The 15,090-nt window shown below is 64.4% G+C and carries 14 protein-coding genes and 1 pseudogene; 10 read left to right on the top strand and 5 right to left on the bottom strand.

Features of this window, described 5'->3' with window-relative positions; genetic code table 11:
- Window position 1: 1 nt before the first annotated feature.
- The 8 genes from HWX25_RS21385 to HWX25_RS21350 all read left to right on the top strand — a co-directional run bounded on the left by HWX25_RS21385 (window position 2) and on the right by HWX25_RS21350 (window position 7,345).
- The gene (locus HWX25_RS21385; RefSeq protein WP_175910334.1) at window positions 2-1,180 is read left to right on the top strand and encodes a CaiB/BaiF CoA-transferase family protein; all 1,179 of its coding nucleotides are present in this window, start codon (window positions 2-4) and stop codon (window positions 1,178-1,180) included.
- 175 nt (window positions 1,181-1,355) lie between these two features.
- Window positions 1,356-1,865: a hypothetical protein gene (locus HWX25_RS21380; RefSeq protein WP_059535954.1), complete on the top strand. Its 510-nt coding sequence runs from the start codon at window positions 1,356-1,358 to the stop codon at window positions 1,863-1,865.
- Window positions 1,866-1,921: 56 nt separating this feature from the next.
- Window positions 1,922-2,434 (top strand): hypothetical protein, encoded by a 513-nt coding sequence (locus tag HWX25_RS21375; RefSeq protein ID WP_059535952.1) that lies wholly within the window; start codon window positions 1,922-1,924, stop codon window positions 2,432-2,434.
- 317 nt (window positions 2,435-2,751) lie between these two features.
- The gene (locus HWX25_RS21370) at window positions 2,752-3,906 is read left to right on the top strand and encodes a c-type cytochrome (RefSeq protein ID WP_175910332.1); all 1,155 of its coding nucleotides are present in this window, start codon (window positions 2,752-2,754) and stop codon (window positions 3,904-3,906) included.
- A 13-nt stretch (window positions 3,907-3,919) separates the two neighbouring features.
- Entirely contained in the window at window positions 3,920-5,680 is a 1,761-nt protein-coding gene (gene ctaD, locus HWX25_RS21365) for a cytochrome c oxidase subunit I (RefSeq protein ID WP_175910330.1), read from the top strand.
- A complete protein-coding gene (locus tag HWX25_RS21360; protein ID WP_175910328.1) occupies window positions 5,677-6,291 on the top strand; it encodes a cytochrome c oxidase subunit 3 in 615 nt (204 codons plus the stop codon). The genes ctaD and HWX25_RS21360 overlap by 4 nt, the downstream gene beginning before the upstream one ends.
- Complete coding sequence (locus tag HWX25_RS21355; protein ID WP_059690457.1) at window positions 6,288-6,995, top strand: heme-copper oxidase subunit III family protein; 708 nt, start codon at window positions 6,288-6,290, stop codon at window positions 6,993-6,995. The genes HWX25_RS21360 and HWX25_RS21355 overlap by 4 nt, the downstream gene beginning before the upstream one ends.
- Before the next feature lie 8 nt (window positions 6,996-7,003).
- The gene (locus tag HWX25_RS21350; RefSeq protein ID WP_059535940.1) at window positions 7,004-7,345 is read left to right on the top strand and encodes a cytochrome C oxidase subunit IV family protein; all 342 of its coding nucleotides are present in this window, start codon (window positions 7,004-7,006) and stop codon (window positions 7,343-7,345) included.
- A 160-nt stretch (window positions 7,346-7,505) separates the two neighbouring features.
- On the opposite strand, the pseudogene HWX25_RS21345 reads toward HWX25_RS21350, so the two are convergent.
- Together HWX25_RS21345 and HWX25_RS21340 are read right to left on the bottom strand one after the other, a co-directional pair.
- Window positions 7,506-8,297, bottom strand: a pseudogene (locus HWX25_RS21345) (SDR family oxidoreductase).
- Window positions 8,298-8,378: 81 nt separating this feature from the next.
- Window positions 8,379-9,143 (bottom strand): SDR family oxidoreductase, encoded by a 765-nt coding sequence (locus HWX25_RS21340; RefSeq protein ID WP_059820015.1) that lies wholly within the window; start codon window positions 9,141-9,143, stop codon window positions 8,379-8,381.
- Window positions 9,144-9,279: 136 nt separating this feature from the next.
- Between HWX25_RS21340 and HWX25_RS21335 the strand changes: the two genes are divergently transcribed.
- Window positions 9,280-10,197: a LysR family transcriptional regulator gene (locus tag HWX25_RS21335; protein WP_175910326.1), complete on the top strand. Its 918-nt coding sequence runs from the start codon at window positions 9,280-9,282 to the stop codon at window positions 10,195-10,197.
- Window positions 10,198-10,332: 135 nt separating this feature from the next.
- Here the strand turns inward: HWX25_RS21335 and HWX25_RS21330 are convergent, their stop codons facing one another.
- The 3 genes from HWX25_RS21330 to HWX25_RS21320 all read right to left on the bottom strand — a co-directional run bounded on the left by HWX25_RS21330 (window position 10,333) and on the right by HWX25_RS21320 (window position 13,619).
- Window positions 10,333-11,772, bottom strand: a complete 1,440-nt coding sequence (locus HWX25_RS21330) for a DEAD/DEAH box helicase (protein ID WP_175910324.1) — start codon at window positions 11,770-11,772, stop codon at window positions 10,333-10,335.
- 129 nt (window positions 11,773-11,901) lie between these two features.
- Window positions 11,902-12,957, bottom strand: a complete 1,056-nt coding sequence (locus tag HWX25_RS21325; RefSeq protein WP_175910322.1) for an aldo/keto reductase — start codon at window positions 12,955-12,957, stop codon at window positions 11,902-11,904.
- Window positions 12,958-13,028: 71 nt separating this feature from the next.
- Window positions 13,029-13,619 carry a flavodoxin family protein gene (locus tag HWX25_RS21320; protein WP_175910489.1) on the bottom strand — a complete coding sequence of 197 codons (591 nt, stop codon included), beginning with the start codon at window positions 13,617-13,619 and terminating at the stop codon, window positions 13,029-13,031.
- 118 nt (window positions 13,620-13,737) lie between these two features.
- Here HWX25_RS21320 and HWX25_RS21315 point away from each other — a divergent pair, with 118 nt between their 5' ends.
- Entirely contained in the window at window positions 13,738-14,643 is a 906-nt protein-coding gene (locus tag HWX25_RS21315; protein WP_175910320.1) for a LysR family transcriptional regulator, read from the top strand.
- The last annotated feature ends 447 nt before the right edge of the window (window positions 14,644-15,090 follow it).

Genomic DNA, 15,090 nt, shown 5'->3' with positions numbered 1-15,090 from the left:
CATGCGCCCACTGGAAGGCATCAAGGTCGTCACGTTCGAGCATGCGATCGCCGCGCCGTTCTGCACGCGCCAGCTCGCGGATCTCGGCGCGCGCGTGATCAAGGTCGAACGGCCGGGCGTCGGCGATTTCGCGCGGGGCTACGACGAACGCGTGTCGGGGCTCGCGTCCCACTTCGTGTGGACCAACCGCTCGAAGGAAAGCATCACGCTCGACGTCAAGCAGCCCGCGGCGCTCGACGTCGTGCACAGGCTGCTCGCCGATGCCGACGTGTTCGTGCAGAACCTCGCACCCGGCGCGACGCAGCGCCTGGGGTTCGACTACGACACGCTGCGAGAGCGCTATCCGCGGCTGATCGTCTGCGACATTTCCGGCTACGGGCTCGACGGACCGTTTCGCGACAAGAAGGCGTACGACCTGCTGATCCAGAGTGAATCCGGATTCCTCAGCATTACCGGCTCCGACGGCGAGCCGGCCAAGGCCGGTTGCTCGATCGCCGACATCGCGGCAGGCATGTATGCGTATACGAACATCCTCGCCGCGCTGATCGAGCGCGGCCGCACCGGACACGGCCGGCACATCGACGTGTCGATGCTCGAAAGCATGGTCGAGTGGATGAGCTATCCGCTCTACTACGCGATCGACGGACAGTCACCGCCGCCGCCAGCCGGCGCATCGCACGCGACGATCTTTCCGTACGGTCCGTTCAAGACCGGCGACGGGAAGACCGTGATGCTCGGGCTGCAGAACGAGCGCGAATGGAAACGCTTCTGCGAGACCGTGATCCGCATGCCCGGGTTGGCGACCGACGAGCGTTTCGGGTCGAACAGCCGCCGCGTCGCGAATCGTGACGAACTCGCGTCCGTCATCGTCCGCGCGTTCTCGACGCTGACGTCCGCCGACGTGATCGACCGGCTCGAGCAAGCCGGCATCGCGAACGCGCGGATGAACGACATGCACGGCGTCTTGGCGCACGAACAGCTCGCCGCGCGACATCGCTGGACCCGCGTCGATACGCCGGCTGGCGAGATCCCTGCCCTGCTGCCGCCCGGCGTCGCACCGAGCGACGAGCCGCGCATGGATCCGGTGCCGGCGCTTGGCCAGCATACCGATGCCGTGCTGCGCGAACTCGGCTATGCCGATGAACAGATTCATACGTTGCACGCATCCGGCGCGGTCTGACCGGGCCTTTCCGCGTTGAGCGAAGCGCGCGAAGGGTTCGATAAAAAGGGTTCCGTGCGAATTTCCGCCGCGCACTGAAGCGTGATCGCGTGTAACCCCGTACGCGCGAGCAGGCACCACGCTGCCGATGGTGACATAAAATAGAACGTACTCCAGACTGAAAAAGGGGGCCGACATGAGGCGCCTCTATTTCCTCGTACCCGACACGCAGATGGCCAAGGCGATCGTGGATGACCTGCTCCGCGCGCGCATCATCTGGCGCCATATCCACGTCCTCGCCGATCACAGCGTCACCCTTGAAGAATTGCCCGAAGCATCTTTGCTGCAAAGCAGCGATGTCGTTCACGCGCTCGAGCGTGGTGTCGCACTCGGCGGCGCGACGGGGGCGCTCATCGGTCTCGTCGCGCTCGTGTTTCCCCCTGCCGAGCTCGTGATCGCGGGCGGCGCCGTCGTTGCATTGACGGTGGTGGGCGCGGGCTTCGGCGCGTGGACGGCCGGGATGATCGGCATCGCCGAGCCGAATGCGCGACTCGAGCGATTTCGTGACGCGATCAAGGAAGGCCAGATTCTGATCATGGCCGACGTGCCGGCATTGCGAGAGCAGGAAATCGAGCAGATGATCGCCCGACATTTTCCGCAAGCGGATCTGGAAGGCGGCGAGCCTACGTCACCGGTTTTCCCCTGACACGCGGAAACCGGCCTGCCTGAGTGCTGAGGTCGATCCTTCAGCAAGGAGGTCCTATGGAACTGCACATTCAGTCACACCATTGGCAACGGCGCATGCCGGACTGGCTCGCCGCTGCCGTGGCCGGTCTCGCGGGTGGCGCCCTGGTGATCGTGCTCGAATTCTTCTGGTCAACCATGGTGCTCGATGAAAGCCCGTGGCAACCGACCCACAAGATCGCGGCGATGGTGATGGGCCGTGGCGCGCTTGAACAGATGTCGGTGTTCAGCTTCAGCATCGTGGGAGTGGCGCTGCTGTTGCACTACGTGCTCGGTGCCATCATGGGGATGATCCTCGCCGCGATCATGGCCCCGTTCCGCTTCGATTCGAGCGTCGGCATGGAAGCCGTCATCGGCCTGGCGTTCGGGATCGTCGCGTATGTCTGGAACTTCTACGTGATGACCGCCGTATTCCCCTGGTTCATCTCGGAGCGCGGCTCCGGACCGTTGTTGGCCAACCTGCTGTTCGGGGTGGTCACCGCCGTCGTCTACGGCATGCTCGAACGGCGCAAGCAGAACGCGACGCCCTGACACGCCGTTGCTTCGCGCCGCGCAGGACGGCTGCCTCGACGATCCACGCCGGCGGCGGCCGTTTTGCTGGTCGTCGCAGGGAGATTGAACCATCAGTTGTGCGATGCATGCGGGTATGGGAGCGTGCTTCCTTCCTTGCGCTGCCTTGCACGATGCAAAGGAGCAGACTACCTTTTCTTTAGAGCCGCCGACGACGCTTGGCGAATCGGTCTTGGTGGACTGCCGGCAACATGTAATACGAAATCCGGCAAGGCGGCACGACGATGCCAGGAGCGCGGGTTGGCGGCTCCGGCGTGTGACGCGCGGCGAGGCGGCCCATGGCGCTTGCGATTGCCCTGATCGTGATCATCGCATTGGCGGTGGGGTTTCACTTTGCCAGTCCCTGGTGGATCACGCCGATCGCGTCGAACTGGGTGCGCATGGACGACATGCTGACGATCACGCTCGTCATCACCGGCGCATTCTTCATCGCGATCAACCTGTTCATCGCGATCGCACTGATGCGCTACCGCCACCGCGGCGGGCATCGCGCAGCCTACGAGCCGCACAACCGGCGGCTGGAATGGTGGCTGATCGGCTTGACCGCCGTCGGCGTCGCGGCGTTGCTGGCACCCGGTCTGTTCGTCTACGCGGACTACATTCGGCCGCCGAGCAACGTGCTGCAGATGGAGGTGCTCGGCCGTCAATGGCAATGGCGCTTCCGCTTCGCCGGCCCCGGCGGCAAGCTGGGCACGACGGACGTGCGCTACGTCAGCAACGACAACCCGTTCGGCCTGAATCCCGGCGACCCCAACGGCCGCGACAACTACCTGATCGAGACGCCCGAGGTCCATCTGCCGCTGAACCGGCCGGTCCAGGTCCTGACACGGTCGCTCGACGTGCTGCACGACTTTTACGTGCCGCCGTTCCGTGCGCGCATGAACATGGTGCCCGGCATGGTGACGACCTTCTGGTTCACGCCGACCAAGGCGGGACGTTACGACATCCTGTGCGCGCAGCTTTGCGGTCTCGGACACGCCAGCATGCGCGGCGTGGTGGTGGTGGAAGACGAAGCATCGTTCTCGCGCTGGCTGGCGCAGCAGACCACCTTCGCGCAGCGGCAACAGGCCGGCGTGCAGGCCGCTGCCGCCACGGCAGGCGGCAGCGCCCAGGCGCTTGCCGACCAGGGCAAGGCGCTCGCGGCAGCCAAGGGCTGTTTCGCGTGCCATACCGTGGACGGCAGTCCGCGCGTGGGCCCGACCTGGAAGGGCCTGTACGGCAAGACCGAAACGATGGCCGACGGCAGCACCGCGAAGGTGGACGAAGCCTATCTGCGCGCGTTCATCCGCAACCCGACGGCCCGCGTCGTGAAGGGGTACGCACCGATCATGCCGCATTTCGACCTGAGCGAGCAGGAGCTGACCGCGCTCGTGACCTACATCGAATCGCAAAGCGGCCCGGCTGCCAGCACCGCGGCCAACCGCCAGCCCTAGCGGAGCAGACGCAATGCCCTACGCGCACACCGATCACGTCCCGAAAAGCTTCTGGACTCGCTATGTCTGGAGCCAGGACCACAAGGTCATCGCCGTGCAGTATTCGCTGACGGCCATCGCCATCGGCCTGGTCGGCCTCGTCCTGTCGGACTTGATGCGATTGCAACTCGGCTTTCCCGGCAAGTTCAGCTTCATCGACGCCAACCACTATTACCAGTTCGTCACCATGCACGGGATGATCATGGTGATCTACCTGCTGACCGCGCTGTTCCTGGGCGGCTTCGGCAACTATCTGATCCCGCTGATGCTGGGCGCGCGCGACATGGTGTTCCCGTTTCTCAACATGCTGAGCTACTGGGTCTACCTGCTGGCCGTGCTGGTGCTGGTGACGAGCTTCTTCGTGCCGGGCGGGCCGACCGGCGCGGGCTGGACGCTGTATCCGCCTCAGGCCATCCTGCCCGGCACGCCGGGCGTCGAATGGGGCATCGTGCTGATGCTCGTGTCGCTCGCGATCTTCATCGTCGCGGCAACCATGGGCGGTCTCAATTACGTGACCACCACGCTGCAGGCGCGCACCCGCGGCATGACGCTCATGCGCATGCCGCTCACGGTGTGGGGTATCTTCACCGCGACGATCATGGCGCTGCTCGCGTTTCCGGCGCTGTTCGTGTCGGCGGTGATGATGCTGCTCGACCGGACACTCGGCACCAGTTTCTTCATACCGGCCGTGGTGTCGATGGGGCAATCGCTCAAGCATGCCGGCGGCAGCCCGCTGCTGTTCCAGCACCTGTTCTGGTTCTTCGGGCATCCGGAGGTCTACATCGTCGCGCTGCCGGCCTTCGGCATCGCGTCGGACCTCATCAGCACGCACGCGCGCAAGAGCATCTTCGGCTACCGGATGATGGTGTGGGCGATCGTCATCATCGGCGCACTGAGCTTCGTGGTCTGGGCGCACCACATGTTCATCGCCGGCATGGATCCGTACTTCGGCTTCTTCTTCGCGACCACCACGCTCATCATCGCCATCCCGACCGCCCTCAAGGTCTACAACTGGGTGCTGACGCTGTGGCGTGGCGATATCCACCTGACCGTGCCAATGCTGTTCGCCATCGGCTTCATCAGCACCTTCGTGCTGGGCGGGCTGACCGGGCTCTATCTCGGCAACGTGAGCGTGGACATTCCGCTGTCGAACACGTACTTCGTGGTGGCACACTTCCATATGGTGATGGCCGTGTCGCCGATCCTGGTGGTGTTCGGCGGCATCTACCACTGGTATCCGAAGGTGACGGGCCGCATGCTCGACGACACGCTCGGGCGCGCGCACTTCTGGGCCACCTTCGTCGGCACCTACGCGATCTACTTCCCGATGCACTATCTCGGCATCCTCGGCATGCCGCGGCGGTATTACGCGTACGAGGGCTACAGCTTCATTCCGCATTCGGCGCAGACGCTCAACACGTTCATCACCGTCGTCGCGCTGATCGTGGCGGTGGCGCAGTTGCTGTTCCTGTACAACCTGGCGTGGAGCCTCGTGCGCGGCAAGCGTGCCGACGGCAATCCGTGGCGGGCCACCACGCTGGAATGGCAGACGCCGCAAACGCCGCCGGCGCACGGCAACTGGGGGGCCGCACTGCCCGTCGTCTACCGTTGGGCGTACGAATACAGCCCGCCGGGACAAGCGGAAGACTTCGTCCCGCAAAACCAGCCGCCCGCGACGGCACCGGAACCGGAACCGGCCCGCTCGACGCTTCAACCCGGCGAGGCACGCAAATGACCACGCTGCCGCGCACCTTCGTTCCCGACACGCCGCCGCCCGTCTTGCCGAATGCGAGCCGCGTCGGCCTGATCGTGTTCATGGCCGTGGCAACGGCGTTGTTTTCACTGCTTCTGCTCGCGTACGGCATGCGCATGCGCGAACCCGACTGGCAGCCGATCCCGCATCCCGCGCTGCTGTGGTGGAACACCGGCGTGCTCGCGCTGGCCAGCGTCGCCATGCAGCGGGCCCGGCAGCTGACCGTGCACCGCGTGGCGTGGCTGGTGTGCGGCGGCGTGCTGGCCGCCGTGTTCGTGATCGGGCAACTGATCGCGTGGCGCATGTTGTCGGCAGCCGGGCAGACCGTCATCGCGAATCCTTCCAATAGCTTCCTCTACCTGCTCACCGGCCTGCACGGATTGCACGTGCTCGGCGGGCTGGCGGCCTGGGCCGTGACGATCGCGCAACGCCGGCATGTGGACCCGTTCCGGGCTCAACGCGCCATTTCGCTGTGCGCCCTCTATTGGCATTTCCTGCTGGCGGTCTGGCTCGTGCTGCTGGCGGCGATGTGGTGGCTCACCCCCGCGGTTGTCGCCGCCATCTGCGGGCCGCTGTATGGAGCCGCGCCATGACCTCGCCCACGCTCCCGCCAGAATCCGCTGCCACCCCGCCCGCCGACGCCGGGCCTGACGGCTGGCGCGGCATCGTCACGGACTGGTCGGCCGACCGCGAAGCCTTCAAGGTGCCGTGGGGCAAGGCGATGATGTGGATCTTCCTGCTGTCGGACACCTTCGTCTTCAGCAGCTTCCTGATCGGCTACATGACGGTGCGCATGTCGACCACGGCGCCGTGGCCCGACACGTCCAAGGTGTTCGGCCTCACCGTAGCGGGCGTCGACGTGCCGCTGCTGCTGATCGCCATCATGACGTTCACGCTGATCACCAGCAGCGGCACCATGGCGATGGCCGTCAATTTCGGTTACCGGCGCAATGCACGGCGCGCTGCCGCATTGCTGCTGGCGACCGCGCTGCTCGGCGTGACCTTCGTGTCGATGCAGGCCTTCGAATGGACCAAGCTGATCGTCCACGAAGGCATTCGCCCGTGGGGCAACCCGCTGGGCGCCACGCAGTTCGGCGCGTGTTTCTTCATGATCACCGGGTTCCACGGCTTTCACGTGACCTGCGGCGTGATCTACCTGCTGCTGATCGCGCGCAAGATCCTGCAGCCGGGATTCACCGAGCACGGCAACTTCCAGATCGTCGAGATCGCCGGCCTGTACTGGCACTTCGTCGACCTGGTGTGGGTGTTCATCTTCGCGCTGTTCTATTTGTGGTGAGGCCGTCCATGGACCACTCCGATCCCGCCGATCGCCCCGACGCCGCGCACGGCCAGCAGCATCCGATCGGCATCTACCTGAAGATCTGGGGCCTGCTGTTCGTCCTGAGCACGTTGTCGTATCTGGTGGATTATTTCCATGTGCAGGGCCTGATGCGCTGGGTGCTGATCGTCGTGCTGATGATCGCCAAGGCCGGGCTGATCGTATCGATCTTCATGCACATGATGTGGGAGCGGCTGGCGCTGGTGTACGCGATCCTGATACCGCCGCTGTGCCTGCTGGTGCTCATGGTGCTGATGGCCGCCGAAGCGCATCACACCTTCGGGATGCGGGAACTCTTCTTTCGCTGATCGCTTTTCGCGTTCGTTCGTCGGATGAAGGATGATTCGGATCACGTACGATCCGGCGCGCCGGCGTGCGAACGGCTGGCTTTGCCCGGCAATCGACCGATCGCATCGGAACACTGAACGAGCACAATCCGGACTGGCCGAAGCCAGTCCGGCCCGGGAGCTAGAAGGCGCTCTTTATCACGCCCCCGTCGGCTCGCAATGCGGCGCCGGTCGTGGCCGACGCAAGCGGGCTGGCGATATAGGCCACGAGGGACGCAATTTCCTGCGGCGAGCCGAATCGCTTGATGAGCGAAGTCGGCCGGACCTTCTCGAAGAACTCCTTCTCGAACGCCTCGAACGATTTGCCGTCGGCCTTCGCGAGCGTCTCGACGAATTCGCCCACGCCGCGCGATTTCGTCGGCCCCGGCAGGATGCTGTTGACCGTAATGCCCGTGCCGGCCACGGCCTCGGCCAACCCGCGCGCGACCGCGATCTGCGCGGTTTTCGTCACCCCGTAGTGGATCATCTCGGCCGGAATCTGCACGCCGCTTTCGCTCGAAATGAAAATGATGCGCCCCCAGTCGGCCTGCTTCATCGCCGGCAGGAACAGGCGGGCAAGGCGTACGCCGCTCAGGACGTTGACGTCGAAGAAACGCGTCCAGTCCGCGTCGGGGATTTCTTCAAACGGCTTGGGCTCGAAGATGCCGAGGTTATTGATCAGAATTTCCACGCCCGGATAGCGTTGCGCCAGTTCGTCGGCTGCTTGGGCCGTACTCAGGTCGCCCGCAAATCCAACCACATCGCCGCCGGTGTCCGCCTTCAGTTGCTCGACCACTTCATCCACCGATGATTAGGCGCGGCCATTGACTATTACGCGAGCGCCTTCCTGTGCCAGTGTGCGGGCGATGGCCAGACCGATGCCGGCGGTGCTGCCGCTGACGAGCGCGAGTTTGCCTTTCAGATTGAGGTCCATGAGTGATTTCCTTTTCCTTTTCCTTGAACGAAGTGGAAATGACGATATCGAGTCTTGATCGATCGGATATTGCAAGCGTGCTCAGGTACGGGTGATCGACGCGCCGCCATCGACCAGCGATGCGGTGCCGGTCACGAAAGACGAATCGTCCGACGCAAGATAGAGCACCGAGCGCGCGAGCTCTTCTGGCTTCGCGACGCGCTTGAGCGCATGCAGCCCGGTCACGAACTGCTGCGACTCGTCGGTGTCGTTCATGCCGCGATACATCTCCGTGTCCACCGCGCCCGGCAGTACCGCGTTGACGCGCACACCCTGCGCGCCATACTCGGCGGCCAGTGCCTGCGTCAAGCCGATCAGGCCAGCCTTGCTCGCCGCATAGGCTGCGGTGCCGGGAAACGCGAACGAGTAACCGACGAACGTCGACGTGAAGATGATCGAGCCACCGCCTTGCTTCACGATTTCGGGAATCTGATGCTTCGCGCCCAGGAAGGCACTGGTCAGATTGGTCGCCAGCGCGGCGTTCCAGCCTGTTTCGGAAATACCAGTGCTCGGCCCCATCTCGCCCAGCGTACCGGCATTGTTGTAGGCGATGTCCAGGCGACCGAAGCGGCTCACGGCGAGCGCGACCAGCGCCTTCGCGAAGTCCTCCGATTGCACGTCGCCCGCCAGATACGCGGCTTCGCCACCTTCGCTCGCGATCTCTGCCGCGAGTGTTTCAAGTTCTCCCGCGCGGCGCGCCGCGATCACGACCTTGGCGCCTTCCTTCGCGAACAGCTTCGCCGTTGCCCGGCCAATTCCCGCGCTGGCACCCGTCACGATGGCAACCTTTCCTGTCAAACGTTGCATTTTCCATCTCCTGATGTACTGCGTTGGCCAGTGCCCCATGCCTCGGCCGTGAGAGCACTATAGGATTCAACTTTGATTGAAGAAAGGCATAAAACGTGGTTGTATCATTAAGTTTTTATGAATGATCGGAGGGGGCATGGACCGCCTGCGCGCGTTTGAGGTCTTCGTGACGGTGGTGAGCCGGGGTGGTTTTGCGCGCGCGGCGGATGCGCTCGGCACCTCGCCTGCCAACGTCACCCGCTATGTGCACGAGCTGGAGGCGCACCTCGGCACGCGCCTGATGAATCGCACGTCACGCACACTGTCTCTCACCGAGGGTGGCGAGACCCTTTATGCGCGCTGCAAGACCATCCTCGACGATGTCGCGGAGACGGAAGGGCTCGTGTCATCCGCGTCGGTGGAACCCCGTGGGCGATTGCGCATCAATGCACCCGTGAGCTTTGGCATTCTGTATCTGGCGCCGCTGTGGCCCGGTTTCATGCAGAAATATCCGCAAATCGAACTCGATATCGGGCTCATTGACCGCGTCGTGGATATCGTCGACGAAGGCTACGATCTCGCCATTCGCATTTCACGCGCGGGCTCGATCAGCCATGCGGCCCGAAAACTCGCGACATCGCAAAACATCCTGTGTGCGTCGCCGGACTATCTGGCGCGCTTCGGACATCCGACCGTGCCGGAGGACCTGATCCGTCATCGCTGCATCGGGTATACCTATGCGGCCACCGGCGATGAGTGGGAACTGATCGACGGTGGCGGCAGGACCCATGGCGTGAGGTCCAACTTTCACATGCATACCAATAACGGCGACACGGCGCGCGCCGCCGCCCTCGCCGGGCAAGGGGTGATTTGGCAACCCACGTTCCTGATCGGCAACGATCTCCGCGCCGGCAAACTCGTTCAGGTGTTGCCTGGGTATCGTCTGCCCGACATCGACGTTCTCGCCGTCTACCCGAGCCGCCGACATTTGAGCGCCCGGGTGCGCGTCATGATCGATTTCCTGGCCGATGCGTTCGGCGGGGTGCCGCCGTGGGATCGCGAGGACGGAAGTTAGGCCGGCACCACGCCGGCGGCGGGCTGAAGGCGCATCCCGGACGCAAGCCCGCCATGTTCCGATATTCAGGTTCGGGCGCACGCGATCGACCGATGTTCGACTACACGGCGACAGTCCGCGCCGCACCGATCGGCATCAGCGCGTCCCGCGCCCGCCCGCGGGCTTGCCAGCCGGCTTGCGCGAACCCGCCGACGTCTTGCCGGCCGGTTTGCCGCGCGGCTTTTGCACGCTGAACGGGCTACCGCTCGACAGGCTTGCCCCCTTGCCCGCGGGCGCGGCGCGCTGCCCAGTGGGCTTGCGCTTGCCTTCCCCGCCTTGCGGTCGCGGCTTTTTGCCGGCCGCCGGCATGGCGCCCGCCCCCGCTTGCGGCACCTTGGGCTTCTTCGGCTTTTTTGGTTTCTTGATGATCTGCCCGGTCGCGCTGGTTTCCGGCACGCGGTGTTCGGCTTCGAAACCCGGCTCTTCCTCACGGCGCAGCGTTTGCCGGATCAGCGCCTCGATCGCGGCCAGTTGCGGTGCTTCGTCGGCACACACGAGCGACACCGCCACACCACTGGCGCCCGCGCGGCCGGTTCGGCCGATACGGTGCACGTAGTCTTGCGCGACGATGGGCAGATCGACGTTGATGACCAGCGGCAGGTCGTCGATATCCAGCCCGCGCGCGGCCACGTCGGTTGCGACCAGCATCTGCACTTCGCCCGTCTTGAAGCGCTCGAGCGCACGCAGGCGCGCGGGTTGCGGCTTGTCACCGTGGATCGTGTCGACCGCATAACCCGCATCGTTCATCATGGCCGCCAGGTAATCCACGCCATTGCGGGTCTTGACGAACACCAGCGCGTGGTCCCAGTTGTTCTCGGCCACCAGGTGCATGAAGAGGTCAGGCTTGTTCCGCTTGTCCACCGGCACCACCCACTGCTTGATCTTGCTGGCGGTGATGTTGGGCGGGCTGACGCTGATATTGACCGGACTGCGCAGAATGCTCGCCGCCATCGCACGGATGTCGTCAGTAAACGTCGCGGAAAACAGCAGCGTCTGACGCTGCACCGGCAATGCGGCAAAGACGGCGTTGAGTTCGCGCGCGAAGCCCAGATCCAGCATGCGGTCGGCTTCATCCAGCACCAGCGTCTGGACTTGATCGAACTGCACGGCGTTCTGGCGATTGAGGTCCAGCAGACGGCCCGGCGTGGCGACGAGCACATCCACGCCCTTGCGCAACTTCATCATCTGCGGGTTGATGCTCACGCCACCATAGGCGGCCAGAAACCGCAAGTCGAGGCCCTTGCCGTACTCGACGAAACTCTGCAGCACCTGTTCGGCCAGTTCGCGCGTGGGCACCAGCACCAGAACGCGCGCGCGGTTGCTCGACACCGCCGGCCCATGCTGCACCAGCCGCTGCAGCAGCGGCAGCGCGAAACCCGCCGTCTTGCCGGTGCCGGTCTGCGCCGCGGCCATGACGTCCTTGCCACCGAGCACCGCGGGAATCGCCTTGGCCTGCACCGGCGTGGGTGTCTGGTAATTAAGGTCCTGCAGATTACGCAGCAAGGGATCGATCAGGCCTAGCGAAGCAAAAGACATGGACGTGTTCCGGGCTAAAACCGCAATTCTAGCGGTTGCGGCGATGATCGCCGTGCGGATACCCGGTGCGGGGCGGCGTCCGGCGTCGGGCGATCCCGTCGAGCACGACAAGGATCGCCGTCGGCCGACCTATTTCGACACCGCACGCGTGAAAGGCGGCGGCACCCTGCCCGCCGCCTGACGATCGATCATCCAGCCGGGATAGTCGGGCGGCAACGCGCTCACGGCATCGAGCTGCGCAAGCTCGTCCCCGGTCAGCACGATATCGGCAGCACCGAGATTGTCTTCGAGCTGTTCGACGCGTTTGGCGCCGACGATGACGCTCGTGACATGCGGCTTGGCGAGCAGCCACGCGAGCGCGATCCGGGCGACCGACACGCGTCGCGCGTCCGCGATCGCGCGCATCGCTGCAACGCATGGCCAGGCGCGCTCGAGATCGACCGGCGGAAAATCGAAATGGCTGCGCCGCGAACCCGCTTCGGTCGGCGCGCCAGGGCCGAACTTTCCCGACAGCAGCCCGCCGGCGAGCGGCGACCAGACGAGGAGCGCCATCTGCTCGTCGATCGCGAGCGGCACCAGTTCGCGCTCCACGTCGCGTCCGGCGATCGAATAGTAGGCCTGAATGGTCTCGAAGCGCGTCGCATGGAGCGCTTCGCTGAGCCCGAGCGCCTTGCCGATCTTTCCGGCGCGCCAGTTCGAGACACCGACATGGCGAACCAGCCCCTGACGCGTCAGATCGTCGAGCGCCCGCAGCGTCTCTTCAATCGGTGTCACGGGATCGTTCGCGTGGATCTGGTAAAGGTCGATATGGTCGACCTGCAGCCGTTCCAGGCTTCGCTGCACGGAATCCATGATGTGGCCGCGCGACGCGCCCTGATCGTTGGGTTTCGTGCCCATCACGCCCGCTGTCTTCGTCGCCAGCACGATCTCGCTGCGTGCGACGCCGAGGTCCCGAAGTGCCTGTCCGACGAGACGTTCGGACTGACCGAAGGAGTAGATGTCGGCGGTATCGATGAAGTTGATTCCCTCGTCCAGTGCGCGGGAAATCAGTCGGGTCGCGTCGTCCTGGCCGACCGCGCCGATCGCGGCCCACATGCCGGCATCGGCATTGCCGCCCAGCGTCATCGTGCCGAGACACAGCTCGGAGACGTACAGGCCGGTGCGGCCCAGTTGCTTGTATTTCATGGCCGTTTCCTTCGAGGTCGGCGGGAAAAACTGCGGCGGCGTCCGTTCCGGGGCGCCCCGCACGCCAGGTTTCAGCTGATGCGAGCGTGTCCTGCCCGGAATTGTCCGGCGATCGTTGCGACCCGTGCGCCATAGCGGCGTGCCGTCTCGAGGTCCCCCGGCGACATTTCATCGGGCGACGCATCGGCCGGCGTCTGCGCCATCGGTGCGATATAGGAGCCCATGCGATTCAGGTCGTCACGCATCGACGCCTTCAGGTTCGCCGGCTTGATGTCCATGCTCACCCAGATGCCGCCGTGCTGCCCCGCAAGCAGAACGAAGTATTCGAGCGTATTGAGCTTGTCGCCGTTGATGCTTGCGCTGTTGGTGAAGCCGCCGAAGATCTTGTTGCGCCATGCGCCTTCGAACCATGCCTTCGACGATGTATCGGCGAACTTCTTGAACTGCCAGCTGGGACCGCCCATGTAGGTCGGCGAGCCAAACAGGATGACATCCGCGCCGGCAAGCGCGTCCCACGCGTCCGGTGCGATGTTGCCATCGGCGTCGATTGCGACGAGAACGCCGCCGGCCCCCTCCGCGACAGCCGTCGCCATGCGTTCGGTATGCCCGTAGCCGGAGTGATAGACGACGATCGTTTTAACCGGAGAGATGTGCTGTGTCATGGTTGTGCCCTTTCGTTCAGGTGGTCGTCGGGGGACGACATCGGAAAGCACTTTACTGAGTTGAAATTGAGTTATAAATGACGGCCGACTGAACGTTCTGTTACTCCCAGGGAGAACAATGCAAAACCTCGACGCGCTGTTGATCTTCGCCCGTGTCGCCGAAATGACGAGCTTCACGCGCGCGGCCGAAAGCCTGGGCATCCAGAAAGGACGGGTGTCGATGGTGATTCGCGCGCTCGAGCGCGACGTGGGCGTCGCGCTCCTGCATCGGACGACGCGCAGCGTGCAGCTGACCGAGGACGGACGCGCCTTTTACGCGCGCGCACGGGACCTGCTGGCCGACGTACAGGAGCTGCAGTCGATGTTTTCCGGCAATGGCACGCGGCTGCGCGGACGATTGCGCGTCGACATGCCCACCGAGCTCGCGCGCAGCGTCGTGGTTCCCGCGCTGCCGCAACTGATGGCGATGCATCCGGAGCTGGAACTGGAACTTTCGAGCACCGATCGGCGCGTCGATCTCGTCCAGGAAGGATTCGATTGCGTGATCCGTCTGGGGCCGATCGTGGACGAGACGCTGATTGCCCGGCCGTTGGGCCGCCTGCGCATGATCAATGCGGCGAGTCCCGGCTATCTGGCGCGGTATGGCGTGCCGCAAACGCTCGACGATCTCGTCGGTCAGGGACACCGGATGGTCCACTACGCGCTGACACTCGGCGCGCGGCACCCCGGGTGGGAATATCCGAGCGGCGACGGCTATGCAACGCTCGCATTGCCGAGCGCGATGCAGGTCAACAACGTGCAGACCTATCACGCAGCCGGGCTTGCGGGCATCGGGTTGATCCAGGCCGGGTATTCGGCGCTCGCGAATCACATCGAAAGCGGCGCGCTGGTCGAGGTGCTGCCCGATCTGCGTCCTGAGCCTCTCGCGGCGTCGCTCGTCGTCGCGCATCGGCGCAATCTGTCGCCGCGCGTTCGGGCGTTCATGGACTGGATCGAGGGGGTGTTGCAGCCTTATTTCGATTGAGGGCGGTATGTAGATGAATGCGCCCACCCGTCACGACCAATATGTCCTACGGCGATGCCGCTCTTGTTCTATCAGCGGATTTTGTGCCTTGATTTACTGACAACCGTGTTCATCGTCGACCGGCAGGGGCGCGCCATGAGACTGACCAAGGTTTCTTTCGTCTTTCTTGGCTTCATCTGGAGTGGGCCGCGGCGTTGATCAGCCCAATGCAGAAAGCGGCGGCCATCGTCCTGATTCTGGCGAGCATCGCGCTCTTGCAAATTGGACGTCAACGCGCGGCACGGGAAACGGGCCAAGCGGTTCGCGGTGCCGGCGTACGCCCCTAGGGAAACACTGATTAATAGGCGATCGCGCGAGGTGGTCGGCGATGTGGGCGGGGAATGGCCGGATACCGAAGCGAAGCGCCGCCCATTCGGAGAAGTTTGCCCCGAGGATGCACCTTATTTC

Source organism: Burkholderia sp. BCC1640, from assembly GCF_902833125.1.
Taxonomy (GTDB): domain Bacteria; phylum Pseudomonadota; class Gammaproteobacteria; order Burkholderiales; family Burkholderiaceae; genus Burkholderia; species Burkholderia diffusa.
The sequence above is the reverse complement of the archived record's forward strand: the minus strand, read 5'-3'. Positions and strand labels throughout refer to the sequence as shown.